The 13,803-nt window shown below is 65.9% G+C and carries 10 protein-coding genes; 6 read left to right on the top strand and 4 right to left on the bottom strand.

The genetic code is table 11. The features are described 5' to 3' along the window. The first annotated feature begins 162 nt into the window (after window positions 1-162). Window positions 163-993, top strand: coding sequence for a flagellar motor protein MotB (locus VT03_RS24310; protein WP_075095405.1), 831 nt, complete (start codon window positions 163-165; stop codon window positions 991-993). Window positions 994-1,400: 407 nt separating this feature from the next. Here the strand turns inward: VT03_RS24310 and VT03_RS24305 are convergent, their stop codons facing one another. Beyond that, complete coding sequence (locus VT03_RS24305; RefSeq protein WP_197489066.1) at window positions 1,401-2,588, bottom strand: serine/threonine-protein kinase; 1,188 nt, start codon at window positions 2,586-2,588, stop codon at window positions 1,401-1,403. A 145-nt stretch (window positions 2,589-2,733) separates the two neighbouring features. Here VT03_RS24305 and VT03_RS24300 point away from each other — a divergent pair, with 145 nt between their 5' ends. Beyond that, entirely contained in the window at window positions 2,734-3,183 is a 450-nt protein-coding gene (locus tag VT03_RS24300) for a VOC family protein (RefSeq protein WP_075095403.1), read from the top strand. A 44-nt stretch (window positions 3,184-3,227) separates the two neighbouring features. Next, a complete protein-coding gene (locus VT03_RS24295) occupies window positions 3,228-3,776 on the top strand; it encodes a GNAT family N-acetyltransferase (protein ID WP_197489065.1) in 549 nt (182 codons plus the stop codon). A gap of 12 nt (window positions 3,777-3,788) precedes the next feature. Here VT03_RS24295 and VT03_RS24290 read toward each other — a convergent pair whose 3' ends face one another. Then, entirely contained in the window at window positions 3,789-6,062 is a 2,274-nt protein-coding gene (locus VT03_RS24290; RefSeq protein ID WP_075095402.1) for an alpha-amylase family protein, read from the bottom strand. Between the two features lie 535 nt (window positions 6,063-6,597). Between VT03_RS24290 and VT03_RS24285 the strand changes: the two genes are divergently transcribed. Continuing rightward, complete coding sequence (locus VT03_RS24285) at window positions 6,598-8,601, top strand: M20/M25/M40 family metallo-hydrolase (protein WP_075095401.1); 2,004 nt, start codon at window positions 6,598-6,600, stop codon at window positions 8,599-8,601. A 52-nt stretch (window positions 8,602-8,653) separates the two neighbouring features. Then, entirely contained in the window at window positions 8,654-9,202 is a 549-nt protein-coding gene (locus tag VT03_RS24280) for a hypothetical protein (protein ID WP_075095400.1), read from the top strand. On the opposite strand, the gene VT03_RS24275 is transcribed toward VT03_RS24280, so the two are convergent. Beyond that, the gene (locus VT03_RS24275) at window positions 9,183-11,027 is read right to left on the bottom strand and encodes a beta-propeller fold lactonase family protein (protein ID WP_156514726.1); all 1,845 of its coding nucleotides are present in this window, start codon (window positions 11,025-11,027) and stop codon (window positions 9,183-9,185) included. The two genes, VT03_RS24280 and VT03_RS24275, sit on opposite strands and share 20 nt — an antisense overlap. Before the next feature lie 560 nt (window positions 11,028-11,587). Then, window positions 11,588-12,538 (bottom strand): glucosamine-6-phosphate isomerase, encoded by a 951-nt coding sequence (locus tag VT03_RS24270; RefSeq protein ID WP_075095398.1) that lies wholly within the window; start codon window positions 12,536-12,538, stop codon window positions 11,588-11,590. Window positions 12,539-12,870: 332 nt separating this feature from the next. On the opposite strand from VT03_RS24270, the gene VT03_RS24265 reads away from it, so the two are divergent. After that, complete coding sequence (locus VT03_RS24265) at window positions 12,871-13,773, top strand: DUF1573 domain-containing protein (RefSeq protein WP_075095397.1); 903 nt, start codon at window positions 12,871-12,873, stop codon at window positions 13,771-13,773. The last annotated feature ends 30 nt before the right edge of the window (window positions 13,774-13,803 follow it).

The following is a 13,803-nucleotide window of genomic DNA, read 5'->3' as shown; positions in this document are numbered from 1 at the left end:
AAGACGGCGGTTATAAGCCTCGACATCGTCGCCCCGGCGGCGATTCCCTTCCTGAAATCCCTCCGGACGTCCGAAGCCCCCCCCTTCCCTTCCCCGGTGGCCCGGCCGTCCCTGCGTCCCCTTTCTGGCCCTAGTCCCTAGGCCCCAGACCCTGGACCAATCATGCCCCTCCCCACCCTGCGACGCCTCGCCCTCCTGTCTCTCCTGTGCGTCTTCGCTCTCGAACTCAGCGGGTGCTGTGGTTGCTGGCCCCGGCCGTTCCTGGCCCGGCGGATGCGGCTTCGCGACGCCGAGTGGCGGGCGATGGAGCTCTGCAACGAGAACCAGATGCTGATGGGGCAGATGCAGGAGAGCCAGATGATGTCGAGCCAGCTCCAGCAAGAACTGGCCGGCGCCAAGCAGTCGCTCGACATCGCCAACCAGCGGCTGGCGAATCTCAACGACGAGCGGGAGAAGCTGCACAACAAGTATTCGAGCATGCTCGCCAGCCAGAAGAACCCGCTCAACGGGGCTCTCAGCAAGCGGTTTGAAGAGCTGGCCCGGCGGTTCCCGGACTTCGAGTTCGACCCGGTCACGGGTGTCAGCAAGTTCAACGAGGACCTGCTGTTCGGATCGGGGAGCGACGCTCTGCGGCAGGAGGCCCACGCCCTGCTCAACGAGTTCGCTGCGATCGTCAACGATGCCGAGGCGAAGCAGTTCCATGTGCTGGTCGTCGGGCATACGGATGACCAGCCGGTCGTGCGGCCTGCGACCAAGGCCCGCCATGACTCGAACTGGGAGCTGTCGGCTCACCGGGCGACGTCGGTCGTGAAGCACCTTGCGAAGAACGGTGTCTCTGAGTACCGGATGGGGATTGGCGGCTACAGCAAGCATCAGCCGGTCGTGACGAATGTCAGCGAGCCGAACCGTCAAAAGAACCGCCGCGTCGAGATTTACGTCCTGGCTCCCGAGGCGACGATTGTCGGGTACAACGCGGACCGCGTCGTGCGGTAGAGATTGAGCCTCTGAGAATGAGAAGCGTCAGAGGGATGCGATCCCTCTGACGCTTTTTTCGTTTCCCCCTGGCGCGGGCGACTGAACGACGTCCTCGCCGGCGCGACGCCCATAGCTCAAACCCAACGTGCGACGGCAGCCGGGGTCAAGGGGGTCACCCCTTGCCGCCGGAGGCCTCTTCTATGAGTAACTGTGGTAAGCCACGGACGTCCCCTTTGTGGAACCGGCGTTGAGAACTCACCGATCGCCCTGGAATCCCCGCGGGTTGGTGAGGGGGCATACGGCACGGTGTCCGCGTTTGGACACAAACTCCTTCAGACATCTCTCGACGGCCAGGCCTCCGGCGGGCAAGAGGGCGTTGCCCCCTTGCATCCCCCACCAGGGTGCCCCTGGACCCGGTTCTTTGACTACACCCTCGGCAGGCTCTGGTCGGCGACCCAATCCACAAAATTCTGGAACTCCGGCTCGTACTCCTCCACCGGATCCTCCTTCAACTCCGCTCCCGTACTGACCCACGTCATAAAGTCCTGCTTGAACAGCGGGACATTCGAGTGCGGCTCGGGAGCGTGAATCGCAGCCAGCGCTTCGGACACCTCGGCGGCGGACTCGAATCGAGGCTCGGACGGCTTGGCCATCAACCGCGAGACAATCGCCTGCAGCTCGTCGGGAACGTCCGGATTGAACAGCTTCAGCGGCCGCGGCGTCTCCGTCGCGTGCCGAAGCATCTGCCGCACCGGATCCGCATCGGGGAACGGCACCTGCCCCGCCAAGGCGTGGTACAGCGTGCACCCCAGGCTGTAGAGATCGGTCGAAACGTCCGCCTGGTTCGGATCCCGAGCCTGAACGGCGGACATATAGGCGTAGGTCCCGACCGGATCCGCATGCTGGACCTGCTCCGCGGGGGTCTCCTCCGTGAGCGAATCCAGGAACGCCAGAGCGTCGAGGGCCGCCCCGAACTCCATGATCTTCACCATCCCGTAGGCGGTGATCCACAGGTTGGCGGGGCAGATGTCGCGATGGATAATCTCCTGCGAGTGCAGGTACTCAAGCCCCGTCGCCGCCTGTGCGATGAGCTGGCAGGCGTCCTCGATCGGCAGCGCCCCCTCCCGGTCGAGCCGCTTCTGGAGCGTCTCGCCGTTCAGCTCTTCCATGGCGATGAACGTGACGTCGCCCACCTTCCCAACCTGGAACGTCTTGATGACGTGCAGGTTGTCGACCAGCACACCAACGCGGGCCTCCCGCCCCAGCCGCGCCACCCGCTCCGGGTTCTGCCCCAGGGAGGCCGGAAAAACCTTCAGGCTGACCGGCTGGTCGAACTCCGCATGGACCGCCCGGTAGACGTTCCCCAGCCGCCCCGCCGCCACATAGGACTGCACGCGGTACGGGCCCAGCATGTACGGCCCCGGAATCCCCGCGAGCAGGGCGGCCGCCTGGAAGTCGGTCAGGATCTGCTGCGCCGCCAGCGAGCGGATGAACTCATCCCCCTGTTCGTCCGTCCCTCCCGACTCCCGCCACGCCTGGCGATGTCGCTCGAGACCGGACTCGGTCAAAAGTCCGCCGGAGGCGATCAGTTCTTGAACCTGGTCGACGTTCATGGTGCCCTTCTTGCGCATTGCCCGCGAGAGCCGCGAGGGACGCGGCCACGATCGGAGTCTACCATTTCGGGCGCGCGGTTCGCACTCCGACGGACTGGCGTCACTCAAACGCCGACTTGTCACCCGTCCCAGCCCGGAGCGTCTCATGCCCAGCATTCAGCCCATCGTCACCTGCCTGTGGTTCGATCATCAGGCGGAAGAGGCGGCCAAATTTTATACAGCGATCTTCCCCAACTCGCGGATCGGCCGGACGGCCCACTACGGCGAAGCCGGCAAGGAGTACCACGGAAAGGAGCCGGGCTCGGTGCTGACGGTCGAGTTCGAGCTCAACGGAGTTCCGTTCACGGGACTCAACGGCGGCCCGATCTTCCGATTCAACGAGGCGATCTCGTTCCAGGTGATGTGCGACACGCAGGAGGAAGTCGATCACTACTGGGTGAAGCTCAACGAAGACGGCGACCCGAGTGCCCAGCAGTGCGGCTGGCTGAAAGACAAGTTCGGCGTCTCTTGGCAGATCGTCCCGAAGGTCCTGCCGGAGCTCATCTCCGGACCGGACCCGGTGAAGTCCCAGCGGGCCATGCAGGCGATGTTCTAGATGAAGAAGCTCGACATCGAAGTCCTCCGGAAAGCCTACGCCGGTTGAGTCCCGACACGCCGGTCACCTCGTCCGCCACCGCCCTTCTCTGCCCCGCCGCCATCCTGATGATCCGCCTCCGCCCCTACCGCCCCGATGACGGCCCCCGGTTGCTCCACCTGTTCCGCGACACGATCCGCCGCGTGAACATCCGCGACTATCCCGCCAGCCAGATCACCGCCTGGGCCTCGGACGAGATCGACGCATCGGCATGGTGCCGGCGGTTTGAGGACCGCTTCGTCGTCGTGGCGGAGGACAGTTCCGAGCCGCCGCGCGTGGCAGGCTTCGCCGAGCTGGAGCCCGATGGACACATCGACCGGGTCTACGTCTCGGCGGACCACCAGCGGCAGGGCGTCGGCCGGGCGATGCTGCAAGCGATCCTGGCCGAAGCGGAACGGCAGGGGCTCGAGCGGCTCTTTGTCGAAGCGAGCCTCACCGCGCTCCCGTTCTTCGAATCGCTCGGCTTCTCGACGATCGCCCGGCAGACGGTCGAGTGCCGTGGCGAGCGGCTTGTGAATGTGCGGATGGAGTGGCTTCGCTCCGAAACGTTGTAGGCCGTAACCGGCTCAGGCTGGCTCGCCGATCAGCATGCAGTGGATGTCGAGCGGGGGAAGCTCGACCGTGGTCCGGTCCCCTTCGTGGATGACGCGAGGCTGGATGTTCCCTGGCTCGACGTGGAACCGCCTCGGGACGCTGGCCCGATCGCGAAACGTGACGCGGATGCCATGGATCGGGAGTGACTCCTCGCGGAGCGGGACGTCGGTCCCCGGAAGGCCGTGCCCCGCCGTCGTCTGCACGTTGTTCAGGAAGTGGATCACAAGCTGGCGACTGTCAGTTCCCTCGACATCCCGCTCCTTGAAGGTCACCCCGACGCACCGCGGCGCGGTGACCTGGATCGGGGGTGGCCCGCCGGCGGCCCATTCGATCGCCCGGTTAAAGAGAATCCGCTCGTAGGGGTAGGCGTAGCTCCACAGCCCCGCATCGACGCCCGCCGCAAAGTAGACGACCCGCCCGCGTCCGACGGTTCGGGCGACGATCGCGGGCGACGCGGCCTGGTCCATCGGGACGCCCCCCTCTCCGTCGGGAATCAGTCGGGCCGCAACCTCCTCCGGCTTCTCCGGGTGACTGACCAGAACCTGCGGGCCTTTGAACCGGGACCGCTTCGCCGGGACGAGCGCCTGGAGTCCTTCGAAGTCGACGAGGGGATGGGCCTCCCACGCCAGCGTCGCGGCACCGACTCGCTGCTGCCAGTACCGCTCGTCGAGCGCGATGGCGAAGTTCGGATCGATCGGCGCCTTCCCCACCGTCGTCTGCGGCCGCCCTCGGTACGAGACACCGAAGAGATCGGCCAGCCCGAAGTCCTTCCGGGGCTGGCCGAGTTCGTCACACAGCGAGGACTCCGTCGAGGCGACGAGCCCCCCGCCCTCGGTCACGTATCTCCGGATCGCTTCGATCTGGACCTCGGACAAGGCTGCGGCGTTCGGGAGGACCAGCACGCGGAACTTCGCCAGCGATTCGGCCGTCACATCCCAGTCGTTGAGGAGCGACAGCGGCAGATGGTCTTCGAGCGCCGCGCGGTACGCTCCCAGCGGCGCGGGGAGGAACCGCTCGGCGATATCCCGGTAGGCGTAGAACTGCCGCGTCTGCTCGCTGACGAGCATCGCGCACCACGGTAGCGGTCGGGCCCTGGTGATCCACGGCTCGCGGCGTTTCGTCTCGGCGAAGATTGGGGCGGCCCCCTCGACGCCGTTCGTCCAGCCGACCGAGTGGGCGGTCGTGCTCCCGTGGGCCAGGACCTGCATCGAGCGGATCATTCGCTCGTGGGCCGGAAAACTGTCGCCGCTGTAGGGGTTGCCCCGCGACATCAGGTACGGCTCGCACCCGTTGGGACCGTAGCCCGCCACGCACGCCAGGTACTCCGCCCCGAACGACGGGATGACACTCATTCCGAGGTTCGTTTCGTCGAGCCACCATTCCTGCATCGGCAGGTCGATCAGCCGGTTGAGCCGCGCCGGCATCGCCCGGGGCGAATGGAGGAAGTGCCCGTACCGTCCGGCGTTGACGGTCCAGGTCATGATGACGGCGTCGGGCCGCAGCCCCTTGAGCCGGGCCTGCAGCCGGGCGTAGTGCTGCTCCAGTTTCTCGCCTCGCCAGACGAGGTAGCGGCGATAGGCGACGTCATCGAGATTGACCGCCGGCGGAAGCTCCTGCCCGGCCTCGGCCCGGTAGGCGGCGCGGCAGGTCCCGCAGTAGCAGAGAGGCGGCGCGTAGTTGCCGTCGAACGAGTAGCCGTCGAGGCCGTAGTCGGTCATCAGCTCCGCGCAGAGCTCAATGAGGTAGTCCCCCCACGGGCCGAGGTTGCAGGGGATCCGGGTCCCGAGGTTCCCCTCCTCCGGAACGACCGCCAGTGACTTTTCGCCGGGCTCCGGCGCGACCCGCCATTCGGGGTGGGCCTGCATCGCCGCGACGGAGGGGAATGGGGGGAGGCCCAGGACGAGCCGCATTCCGTGGCGGTGTGTTTCGTCGACGAACTGCCGCAGAGAGGTCTGTTCTTCTGGCTTGAGGTTTCCACGGTCCCGCCGCAGGGGGTAGTAGGGCCAGACGGCGTTGCCGTGGACGACCTGAACGCCGGCGCGGGCGACGTCGGGAACGAGCCCCGGAGCGAGGAACGACATGCGGGTGACGTCGCGAACCCAGTCGGGGATCGTGATTGAGGGGAGCGGCGCCGCGGCCCCCTTCACCTCGGCCGCAGCGGCGAACAATTCGAGTCCCTGGGTTCCGGCGATCCCGGCCGCGCCGGACGCAACGAGAAACTGCCGTCGACTCAAGGATCGCGTCATGGGAGCGCTCCACGAAACAGAACCGCTGTTGGCCGCATCGAACCAACGGATGATGCCCTACTCATCCCAACCGGGTCCAGGGGCACCCTGGTGGGGAGTGCAGAGGGGCAACGCCCCTTTGCCCGCCGGAGGCCTGGCCGTCGAGAGATGTCTGAAGGAACGCGTGTCCAACCGCGGACAACGCGCCGGATGCCCCCTCACCAGCCCACGGGAATTCCAGGGCGAGCGTGGAGTCCTCAACGCTGGTCCCACAAAAGGAACATCCGTTGCTGACCACGGTTCCTCACAGAAGCGCCTCCGGCGGCAAGGGGCTGTGTTGTTTTCTTGGCCCCTTGACCCCGGCTGCCGTGGCACGTTGGGTTTGAGCCATGAAAGTCCGTCCGGCATGAACGTGGTTCCGCCCACCCGCCCGAAAAGCGAACGGCCCACCGCTTTCGTCCATCCACAGACGTCCGATAGACTCGACCCGCTCCACCACATCGAGCCCCCTCCCCGCGCAACGCGACGGAAAATTCCTGCCAGCAAGGTCCCGCCGATGCCGTTGTCCCTTCGCCGTCTGCTCCCCCTGACAACCCTGACAGCTCTTGGCCTCCTCGCCGGAGCATCACTCCTCCTGGCAGATGCCACGACCGACTCCGAGAAGCGGCTTCTCGACGACGTCCGCCAGCTCGCCTCCGACGAATGGGAAGGCCGCGGCCTCGGCACCCAGGGGATCAACAAAGCGGCCGACTTCATCCGCGACCAGTTCGCTGCGGCCGGACTCAACGTCACCGTCGACGACGGTGACGCCTTCCAGGAGTTCGACGTCGTCAACGGCGTCGAACTGGAAGGGACCAACGAACTCGCGCTGGTCGGACCGGACGGGAAGGCGACGCCCCTCAAGATCAAAGGGGACTTCGAAGTCGGCTCGTTCGGCGACAGCGGGACACTCGACACGCCCCTCGTCTTCGTCGGCTACGGCATCGACATCGAAGGGGCCTACAACGACTACGACGGCATCGACGTCAAGGACAAGGTCGTCGTCCTGATGCGGCGGACCCCTCAGCAGGACGCCAAGGACGGACCGTTCTCCGGCCACGGCGCCGCCCAGTACGGAGCCCTCCGGACCAAGGTCAGCAACGCCTTCCGCCGCGGGGCCAAGGGGATCATCCTCCTCAACGACCCGCACACCGGTCGCGACGACGCCGCCCGGCTTCAGGAGCAGCTCGAGAAAGCACGCAGCCGCATCGCCGAAGCGGCCCTCGCCTTCGACTCCACGCCCGCGGACAAGAACGAAGAGGTCCGCAAGACCCTCGCCGAAGCAGCCAAGCACTACCGCGAAGTGAAGGAACAGGTCGAGAAGAACGACACCGACCCGCTGATGGCCTTCGGCTACGGCGGCGCGAAGCCGGGGGACTCGGTCCCGATCTTCCACCTCAAGCGCTCCGTCCTCGACCCGGTCCTCAAGGCGACCCTCAAGAAGACCTCTGAGGAGATCGAGGCCGAGATCGACAAGACCGGCAAGCCCCTCTCCGCCGACCTGATCGGCTGGAAAGCGGTCGGCCAGGTTCACCTCAAAGTCCTCCGGGCGAAGATCAAGAACGTCGTCGGCGTCCTCGAACCGGCCGCCGGCCCGCTCGCCAAGGAGACGATCGTCGTCGGAGCCCACTACGATCACCTCGGCTACGGCGAGGAAGGCTCGATGCTGCCGGGCTCGAAGGAAATCCACAACGGGGCGGACGACAACGCCTCGGGGACCGCGGGGCTGTTGGAACTCGTCCGCCGCCTCTCCGCCGAGCGGGAGCGGATCCCGCGACGGATCGTCTTCATCGCCTTCACCGGCGAAGAACGGGGCCTCCTCGGCTCGGCCTACTACGTCAAGACGCCGCTCGTGCCGCTCGAAGACACGATCGCGATGTTCAACCTCGACATGATCGGCCGCCTCGACGCCGACAAGCTCACGGTCTACGGCACCGGAACCGCCCCGGTCTGGAACGCGCTCGTCGACGAAGCGAACAAGTCGCTCAAGTTCGAGATCACGAAGAAGCCCGAAGGGTTCGGCCCGAGCGACCACTCATCGTTCTACGCCAAAAAGATCCCGGTGATGCATGTCTTCACGGGACTGCATGCCGACTACCACCGCCCGGCGGACGACTGGGACAAGCTCAACGTCCCCGGCATGCGGCGGATCTGCGACTTCTACGAGCAGCTCATCCTGGGGATCGCCCGGGCGGACAAGCGGCCGGAGTACATCCGGATCGAAGGGAATTCGCAGCTCGCCCGCGAAGGAAGCCGGCCCTACTTCGGCAGCATCCCGGACTTCAACAGCGATGCGAAGGGGTACGCCATCCAGGGGGTCGCGCCGGACAGCCCGGCCGAGAAGGGTGGGATCAAGGCGGGGGACGTCATCATCGGCGTCGGCAAGGACAAGGTCGGCAGCCTCGACGACTTCGATCTCGCGCTGCGGAAGTTCAAAGCGGGAGAAGAGGTGGACGTCACCGTCCGCCGCGGGATGGAGGAGGTCACGCTGAAGGTGACCCTCGCCAAGCCGCGGGCCTGAGCCACCTCTGCCGCGTCTGACCCCCGCCTCCATTCTTGACGGCCGACGGACCATGCCCCCCCTGCTGACGCCCCTTCAGGACCGACTTCGCCGCCGGCTGCCGCGAGGCTTCGTCCTGACGGTCGTGATCCTGCTCCTCGTCGCGGGAGCCGGTTTCCGTCTGCGGGCTGCGAAGTTCGGCGCGGTGAACAGAGCCCTCGACGAGCAGTTCCATTACACGCCAGAGTCAGCCCGGACCTTCCTGGCGACCATCGGCGACGAGGGGCGGACGCTCTATGTCCGCACGCTCCTGTCGCTCGATCTCGTCTTCCCGGTCCTGTTCGCGACGCTCCTGGCGATCCCGCTGGCCCGGCTCTATCCCAGGGCCGGCCCCCGGCTCCTCTGGCTGCCGGTCGGGATCGTCCTCGCCGACTGGGGAGAGAACGGACTCCTGGCGTCGATCGCGTCCGATCCGAACGCCGCCTCAGACGCCCGGATCGTCGCCGCGTCGCTCCTGACGAAGCTCAAGTGGAGCCTCATCGCCACCGCGGGGGTCGCGATCCTGGTCGGATTCCGCCGCCGGGCTCGCGACCGATCCGCCGCTACTTCCGGACCTGCTTGAGTCCCTGGTCCTTCGCGGCGGGGACGGGGTCCTCGAACGGCAGGGCCTTGAGGAACTCGACGAGGTCGGCGACTTCTGTCTTCGAAAGCTGGCTCGTCTTGCCGTGGCGGTCGCCGGCGTTCTGCGTCGTCAGAACCTCTTCGAGCGTCGCCGCGGTGCCATCGTGGAGGTACGGGGCGGAGCGATAGAGACCGAGCAGCGTCGGGCTGTCGTACTTCGTTCCCATCTTCTCGGACTTGTCTGCGGTGCCGGTCCCGACGTCGTGCATCGTGAACTTTTCGCCCGGCCGGGAGTCACTGTAGAACGCGCCGCTGTGGCACTTGGCACAGCCGACCGCTTCCGAGTGGAACAGCGTCTGACCACGCTTCGCGGCGGCCGATAGGCCGTTCCTGGCGTACGGGCTCAGCGGGAACTGGTGGGAGTTCGAGTAGACCGCGAGGGCGTCGAGTTCCTTCGAAAGGCCGCTGTTCGGATTGGCGAGCGAATCGTGGATCCGGCCCTTCACGAGCCCCCGGCCCTGCATCAGCGGTCCGCGGACGGTGTGTTCGAAGTCCTGGACTTCATCGCGGTCCGCCGACCAGTGGAGCGGATGCGTCCAGGCGAGGCCGGCGAGGGGCTGCGTCTGCCGCAGGCCCTCGGGCTGCTGCCAGGTCCGGCCATCGGGGTCGCCGTCGGGATGGCAGCTCGAGCAGGAGATCCACCGCAATCCGACCATTGGCTGCTTCGCGAGATAGAACAGCCGCTTGCCGAGCCACATCTCCTCGTCGTGCGGGTTCTCGCAGGTCTGAATCTTGCCGAGCGGCTCGCCGCTCCCGGCGTCGTAGGAGACGACCTGATAGTCGAGGGCGTTGTAGACGTAGAACCGCTCGCCGTCGGGCGAGACGCGGACTGCGCGGGGATTCGCCCCGAGCTGGATGAGCTGCCGGAACTTGATCTCGCGGTAGTTATCGTCGAGGACGTCGCAGACGAACATGTCGTCCGTTCCGCCGAACACGACGAAGAGCCGCGAGCCGTCGGGCGAGACCGCGACTTCCGACGGGTTGGCGGTCACATACGTTCCGCGGAAGGAGTCCATCTGGACCCGCCGCCGCCGCGACTCTTCCTTCGAGTCGGTGTCGATCATGCTGATGTATGGAAAGATCGAGCCGTCCCCCTGGGCGACCGTGATCCGCGAGCGGATATGTGGGACGTATGCCTTGGGTCGCGAGGGATGGAGGATGATCTGCCGGGCGAGGTTGTCCTGCGCGGAGCCGACCCATTCCTCGACCACCTGGCCGGTGGCGGTGTCGACCGCTTTCACGATCCCGGTGTAGTACTCAGTGACGTAGAGCCGCGTCCCGTCCGGACCGAGGGCGAGCCCGCGGAGGAACTGGCCGGCGGACCACTCCTGTGTGATCTTCCCGGACGCCGCGTCGATAGCCAGGACCTTCCCCGGGTAGTCGAGCGTGGCATAGATCGTCGCGCCGTCCTTCGAGGCCACGACGCTGTAGGGTTCGTCGAAGACTTCGATCGATTGCTTCGTCTCGCCCGTCTCGGCCGAGACCACCTTGATGAGGTCGTCGCCGTAGACCGCGACGGCAACATCGTGCGAGTCGCCGAGGAACGTCACTCCTTCGGGATGGAGGCCGATCGGGAGGACGTGAGTTGTCTTCTTCGAGGACAGGTCGATGATCGAGAGGCTGTTGGCGTCGCGATTGGCGCACGCCATCAGCTTCCCGTCGGTCGAGATGTCCATGAGGCTGTTCGACGTTCCCGCCGTGGCCTCTTGCACCGAGATCGCCAGACACCAGGCCAGAAGAAGACCGAGGCCAATCCGTCGCACCATCGAAACCTCCACCGTCGCGATCAATGCAGTCATCTCGCTCCGCGGGATGAGCCTGCCAGCCGAGCCAGTGATCCCGAATCATGTCGAGGCGCCCCCGCTCTCGGAATCCTGGTCCTAACTTATACGACCTCGGTTCTGTTTTGTGTACGTCGGATCCGCTCCGCAGACGCTTCCTCGATCGCGGCAGACCAGCAGGGCCGATCAACCGGGTCCAGGGGCACCCTGGTGGGGGGATGCAAGGGGGGAGAATCCCCCTTTGCCCGCCGGAGGCCTGGCCGTCGAGAGATGTCTGAAGGAGTACGTATCCAAACGCGGACAAGGTGCCGGATGCCCCATCACGAACACGCGGGGAGTGCATCGCAAGCGGTGTATTTTGAGGGAGTCCTCAACGCCGGTCCCATAAAGGAAACATCCGTTGTATCCCACGGTTCCTCACCAGACTGCCTCCGGCGGCAAGGGGTGACCCCCTTGACCCCGGCTGCCGTCGCACGTTGGGTTTGAGCAAACAGCGCTCTGCCGGCCAGAACGCGATCTGGACCGGCGCGCTACTCTGTGGCGTCTCAATTGCACTCGGCCACAAGCGGTCCCGCCAGTTCCTTCAAAAAGAACAAACGCCCCGGCTGCGTCGGCATGTAGCTCGAAGGAATCCACGGACTCGGACCGTGCCGCAGCGTCATCCACAGGCTCAAACCCTGCCACATCATCCCGCGCCCCAGCGTCCCGTCCGCCCCGCCAATGATCTTATCAGCACTCAGGAACAGCGCCGGCCCAATCGTGTTGGCATATGCCGGAACAAGCGTCGTCCGGCTCTTGAAGCTGGTAATCGCGTTCTGCTCCACCGTCAGCGGATGAAGCTTCGCCCCGATCCGGTACGACTGCTGCTTCCACTCCGCCTCGGTCTTGTATTCCGCCGCAAAGTGCGGCTCCCAGAAAGCGATGTGACAGACCCGCCCGATCCCGAAGATCACCCCCAGCTTCGCCCCGCCAGACTTCAACTCGCCAATCCGGTCGGCGTAAGTCGGCAGATTCTTCTTCAGTGCAAAATTCCGCTGCTTCTTGGGGACGGTCAACTTGCCGAGCGGCCCGTAGAACGCCTGCTCCATCGCGTACTGGAACGCCCCGGGATTGGTCGACGGCAGAGTGTTCCCCTGGGCGTCGCTCCACTCATCCATGTTGAAGCCGAAGACGTGGTCGCATGGCACACCCCACTCGGTCAGGAAATAGACCGCCCAGCGGTACATCCCCATGGGCCCGACGGGCAGAATCAGGGCCAGCTTCTCGCCGGCGTCGCGGCTCTGCTTGATCGTGAGGGCGATCTCGTGGCCGAGTAGCGTGTCGAAGTCGTGGATCGAGTCGCAGGGGACCGGCTGGAACTTGGGATGCCAGAACTTCTGGCGGATGGTGATCGACTTCGGGTCGTCGTCGACGCAGGCGTCAATCTTCTTGAGATCCCACCCGGCGGGGAAAAAATGTTCCATCAGCGAGCCGGGGAGAGTCGTCAGCAAATCCATCGGGAAAGATCCTCAAAGCAGGTGAGTTGCCGCGCGCATCCGGATTCTGTCGAAAGCCCGGCAGCGATGCCACGGAAGCTGCGTTCAGCCGTCAGCAAGAGCCGTCCAGACTGCGGCCGAAGCCACTGCGTGTGGAATCGGAACGGGTCTGATCTGCGTTCATCTGTGTTCATCCGTGGCAAAAAACATTGTTGAGCCACAGATGAACACAGATGCACACGGACAAAGACAGGTCGGAGATCGGGTACGGCCGAAAACATTCGCGTTGCCCGGTTTTGCGGGGCTCGGCTACAAAACGGCCTGAAAATTCCTCACCTCAGGACGACGGGACCATGGACGGCGCCCCCTCTGACTCCTCTCCCGCCCCCGCCCCTCCCCTTGCCCCCGCGGCGGCTTCGCCTTCGACGGGGACGCGACTCAAGGCCGGGCTCTGGGCCCTTGCCGCCCTTCCCTGCCTGCTGGCGGTCATCGTCCACGCCCAGCCGGTCCGGCCCGCGCCGCTCGCGGCTGCGGTCGAACGGCCGCCGCTCGCCTTTGACCAGTACACCGTCAACCTCCATGAAGTCGCCCTCCAGCCGGTGATCAGCGCCTTCTTCCAGTTCACAAACCGCGGCGACAAGCCGATCCAGATCACCAAGGTCGAGCCGAGCTGCGGCTGTATCACCCCGCGGCTCTACGACGGCAAGAAGGACTACGGCCCCGGCGAGCGGGGGCGGTTCACCGTCGGCGTGAAGACCGACCGCGAGCAGGCGGGACCGAAGGAGTACCTGACCAAGGTCGAGTACGTCGCCGACGGGCGGACTTACGAGGAGACGCTCGCCCTGCGAGTGATCCTGCCGAAGCAGAAGGTGACGGTCGAGCCACCCGAGGTCTATTTCTACCAGCTCACCGGCCAGCCCGATTCGCGGACGATCCACGTCGTCGACACGCGCGGGGGCCAGCTCGAGGTCGTGTCCGCCGAGATCAACTCGCCCCACGCCCAGGTCACAGTGGGCCGCCTGGAAGTCGACGACGACGGCCGGCGGCGGTACCCGATCCGGATTGATGTGGCGGGCGAGGTCCCCTCCGGACGCAACTTTGCCAGGCTGACCATCAAGACCAATGACGAGGACTTCGACGCGATCCAGGTCGGAGTTCTGATCCAGGGCCCCACCAGCGGTGTCGTCCCGGCCTCCGGTATCCGCCCCAGCGCGGGCCCCAGTACTGGGACGAAACGGCCAGCGTCCCGCGAGTAACCGGCCTGGCCCCGTCCTGGGCTGACGGCT

Source organism: Planctomyces sp. SH-PL14 (assembly GCF_001610835.1).
In the GTDB taxonomy this organism is placed as follows: Bacteria; Planctomycetota; Planctomycetia; order Planctomycetales; family Planctomycetaceae; genus Planctomyces_A.
The sequence above is the reverse complement of the archived record's forward strand: the minus strand, read 5'-3'. Positions and strand labels throughout refer to the sequence as shown.

Bases quoted from the DNA above. Each gene is read 5' to 3' on its own strand.
- VT03_RS24290 (WP_075095402.1), bottom strand. From the start codon at position 6,062: ATGACGCGATCCTTGAGTCGACGGCAGTTTCTCGTTGCGTCCGGCGCG.
- VT03_RS24305 (WP_197489066.1), bottom strand. From the start codon at position 2,588: ATGAACGTCGACCAGGTTCAAGAACTGATCGCCTCCGGCGGACTTTTG.
- VT03_RS24280 (WP_075095400.1), top strand. From the start codon at position 8,654: ATGCCCCCCCTGCTGACGCCCCTTCAGGACCGACTTCGCCGCCGGCTG.
- VT03_RS24275 (WP_156514726.1), bottom strand. From the start codon at position 11,027: ATGGTGCGACGGATTGGCCTCGGTCTTCTTCTGGCCTGGTGTCTGGCG.
- VT03_RS24285 (WP_075095401.1), top strand. From the start codon at position 6,598: ATGCCGTTGTCCCTTCGCCGTCTGCTCCCCCTGACAACCCTGACAGCT.
- VT03_RS24265 (WP_075095397.1), top strand. From the start codon at position 12,871: ATGGACGGCGCCCCCTCTGACTCCTCTCCCGCCCCCGCCCCTCCCCTT.
- VT03_RS24300 (WP_075095403.1), top strand. From the start codon at position 2,734: ATGCCCAGCATTCAGCCCATCGTCACCTGCCTGTGGTTCGATCATCAG.
- VT03_RS24270 (WP_075095398.1), bottom strand. From the start codon at position 12,538: ATGGATTTGCTGACGACTCTCCCCGGCTCGCTGATGGAACATTTTTTC.
- VT03_RS24310 (WP_075095405.1), top strand. From the start codon at position 163: ATGCCCCTCCCCACCCTGCGACGCCTCGCCCTCCTGTCTCTCCTGTGC.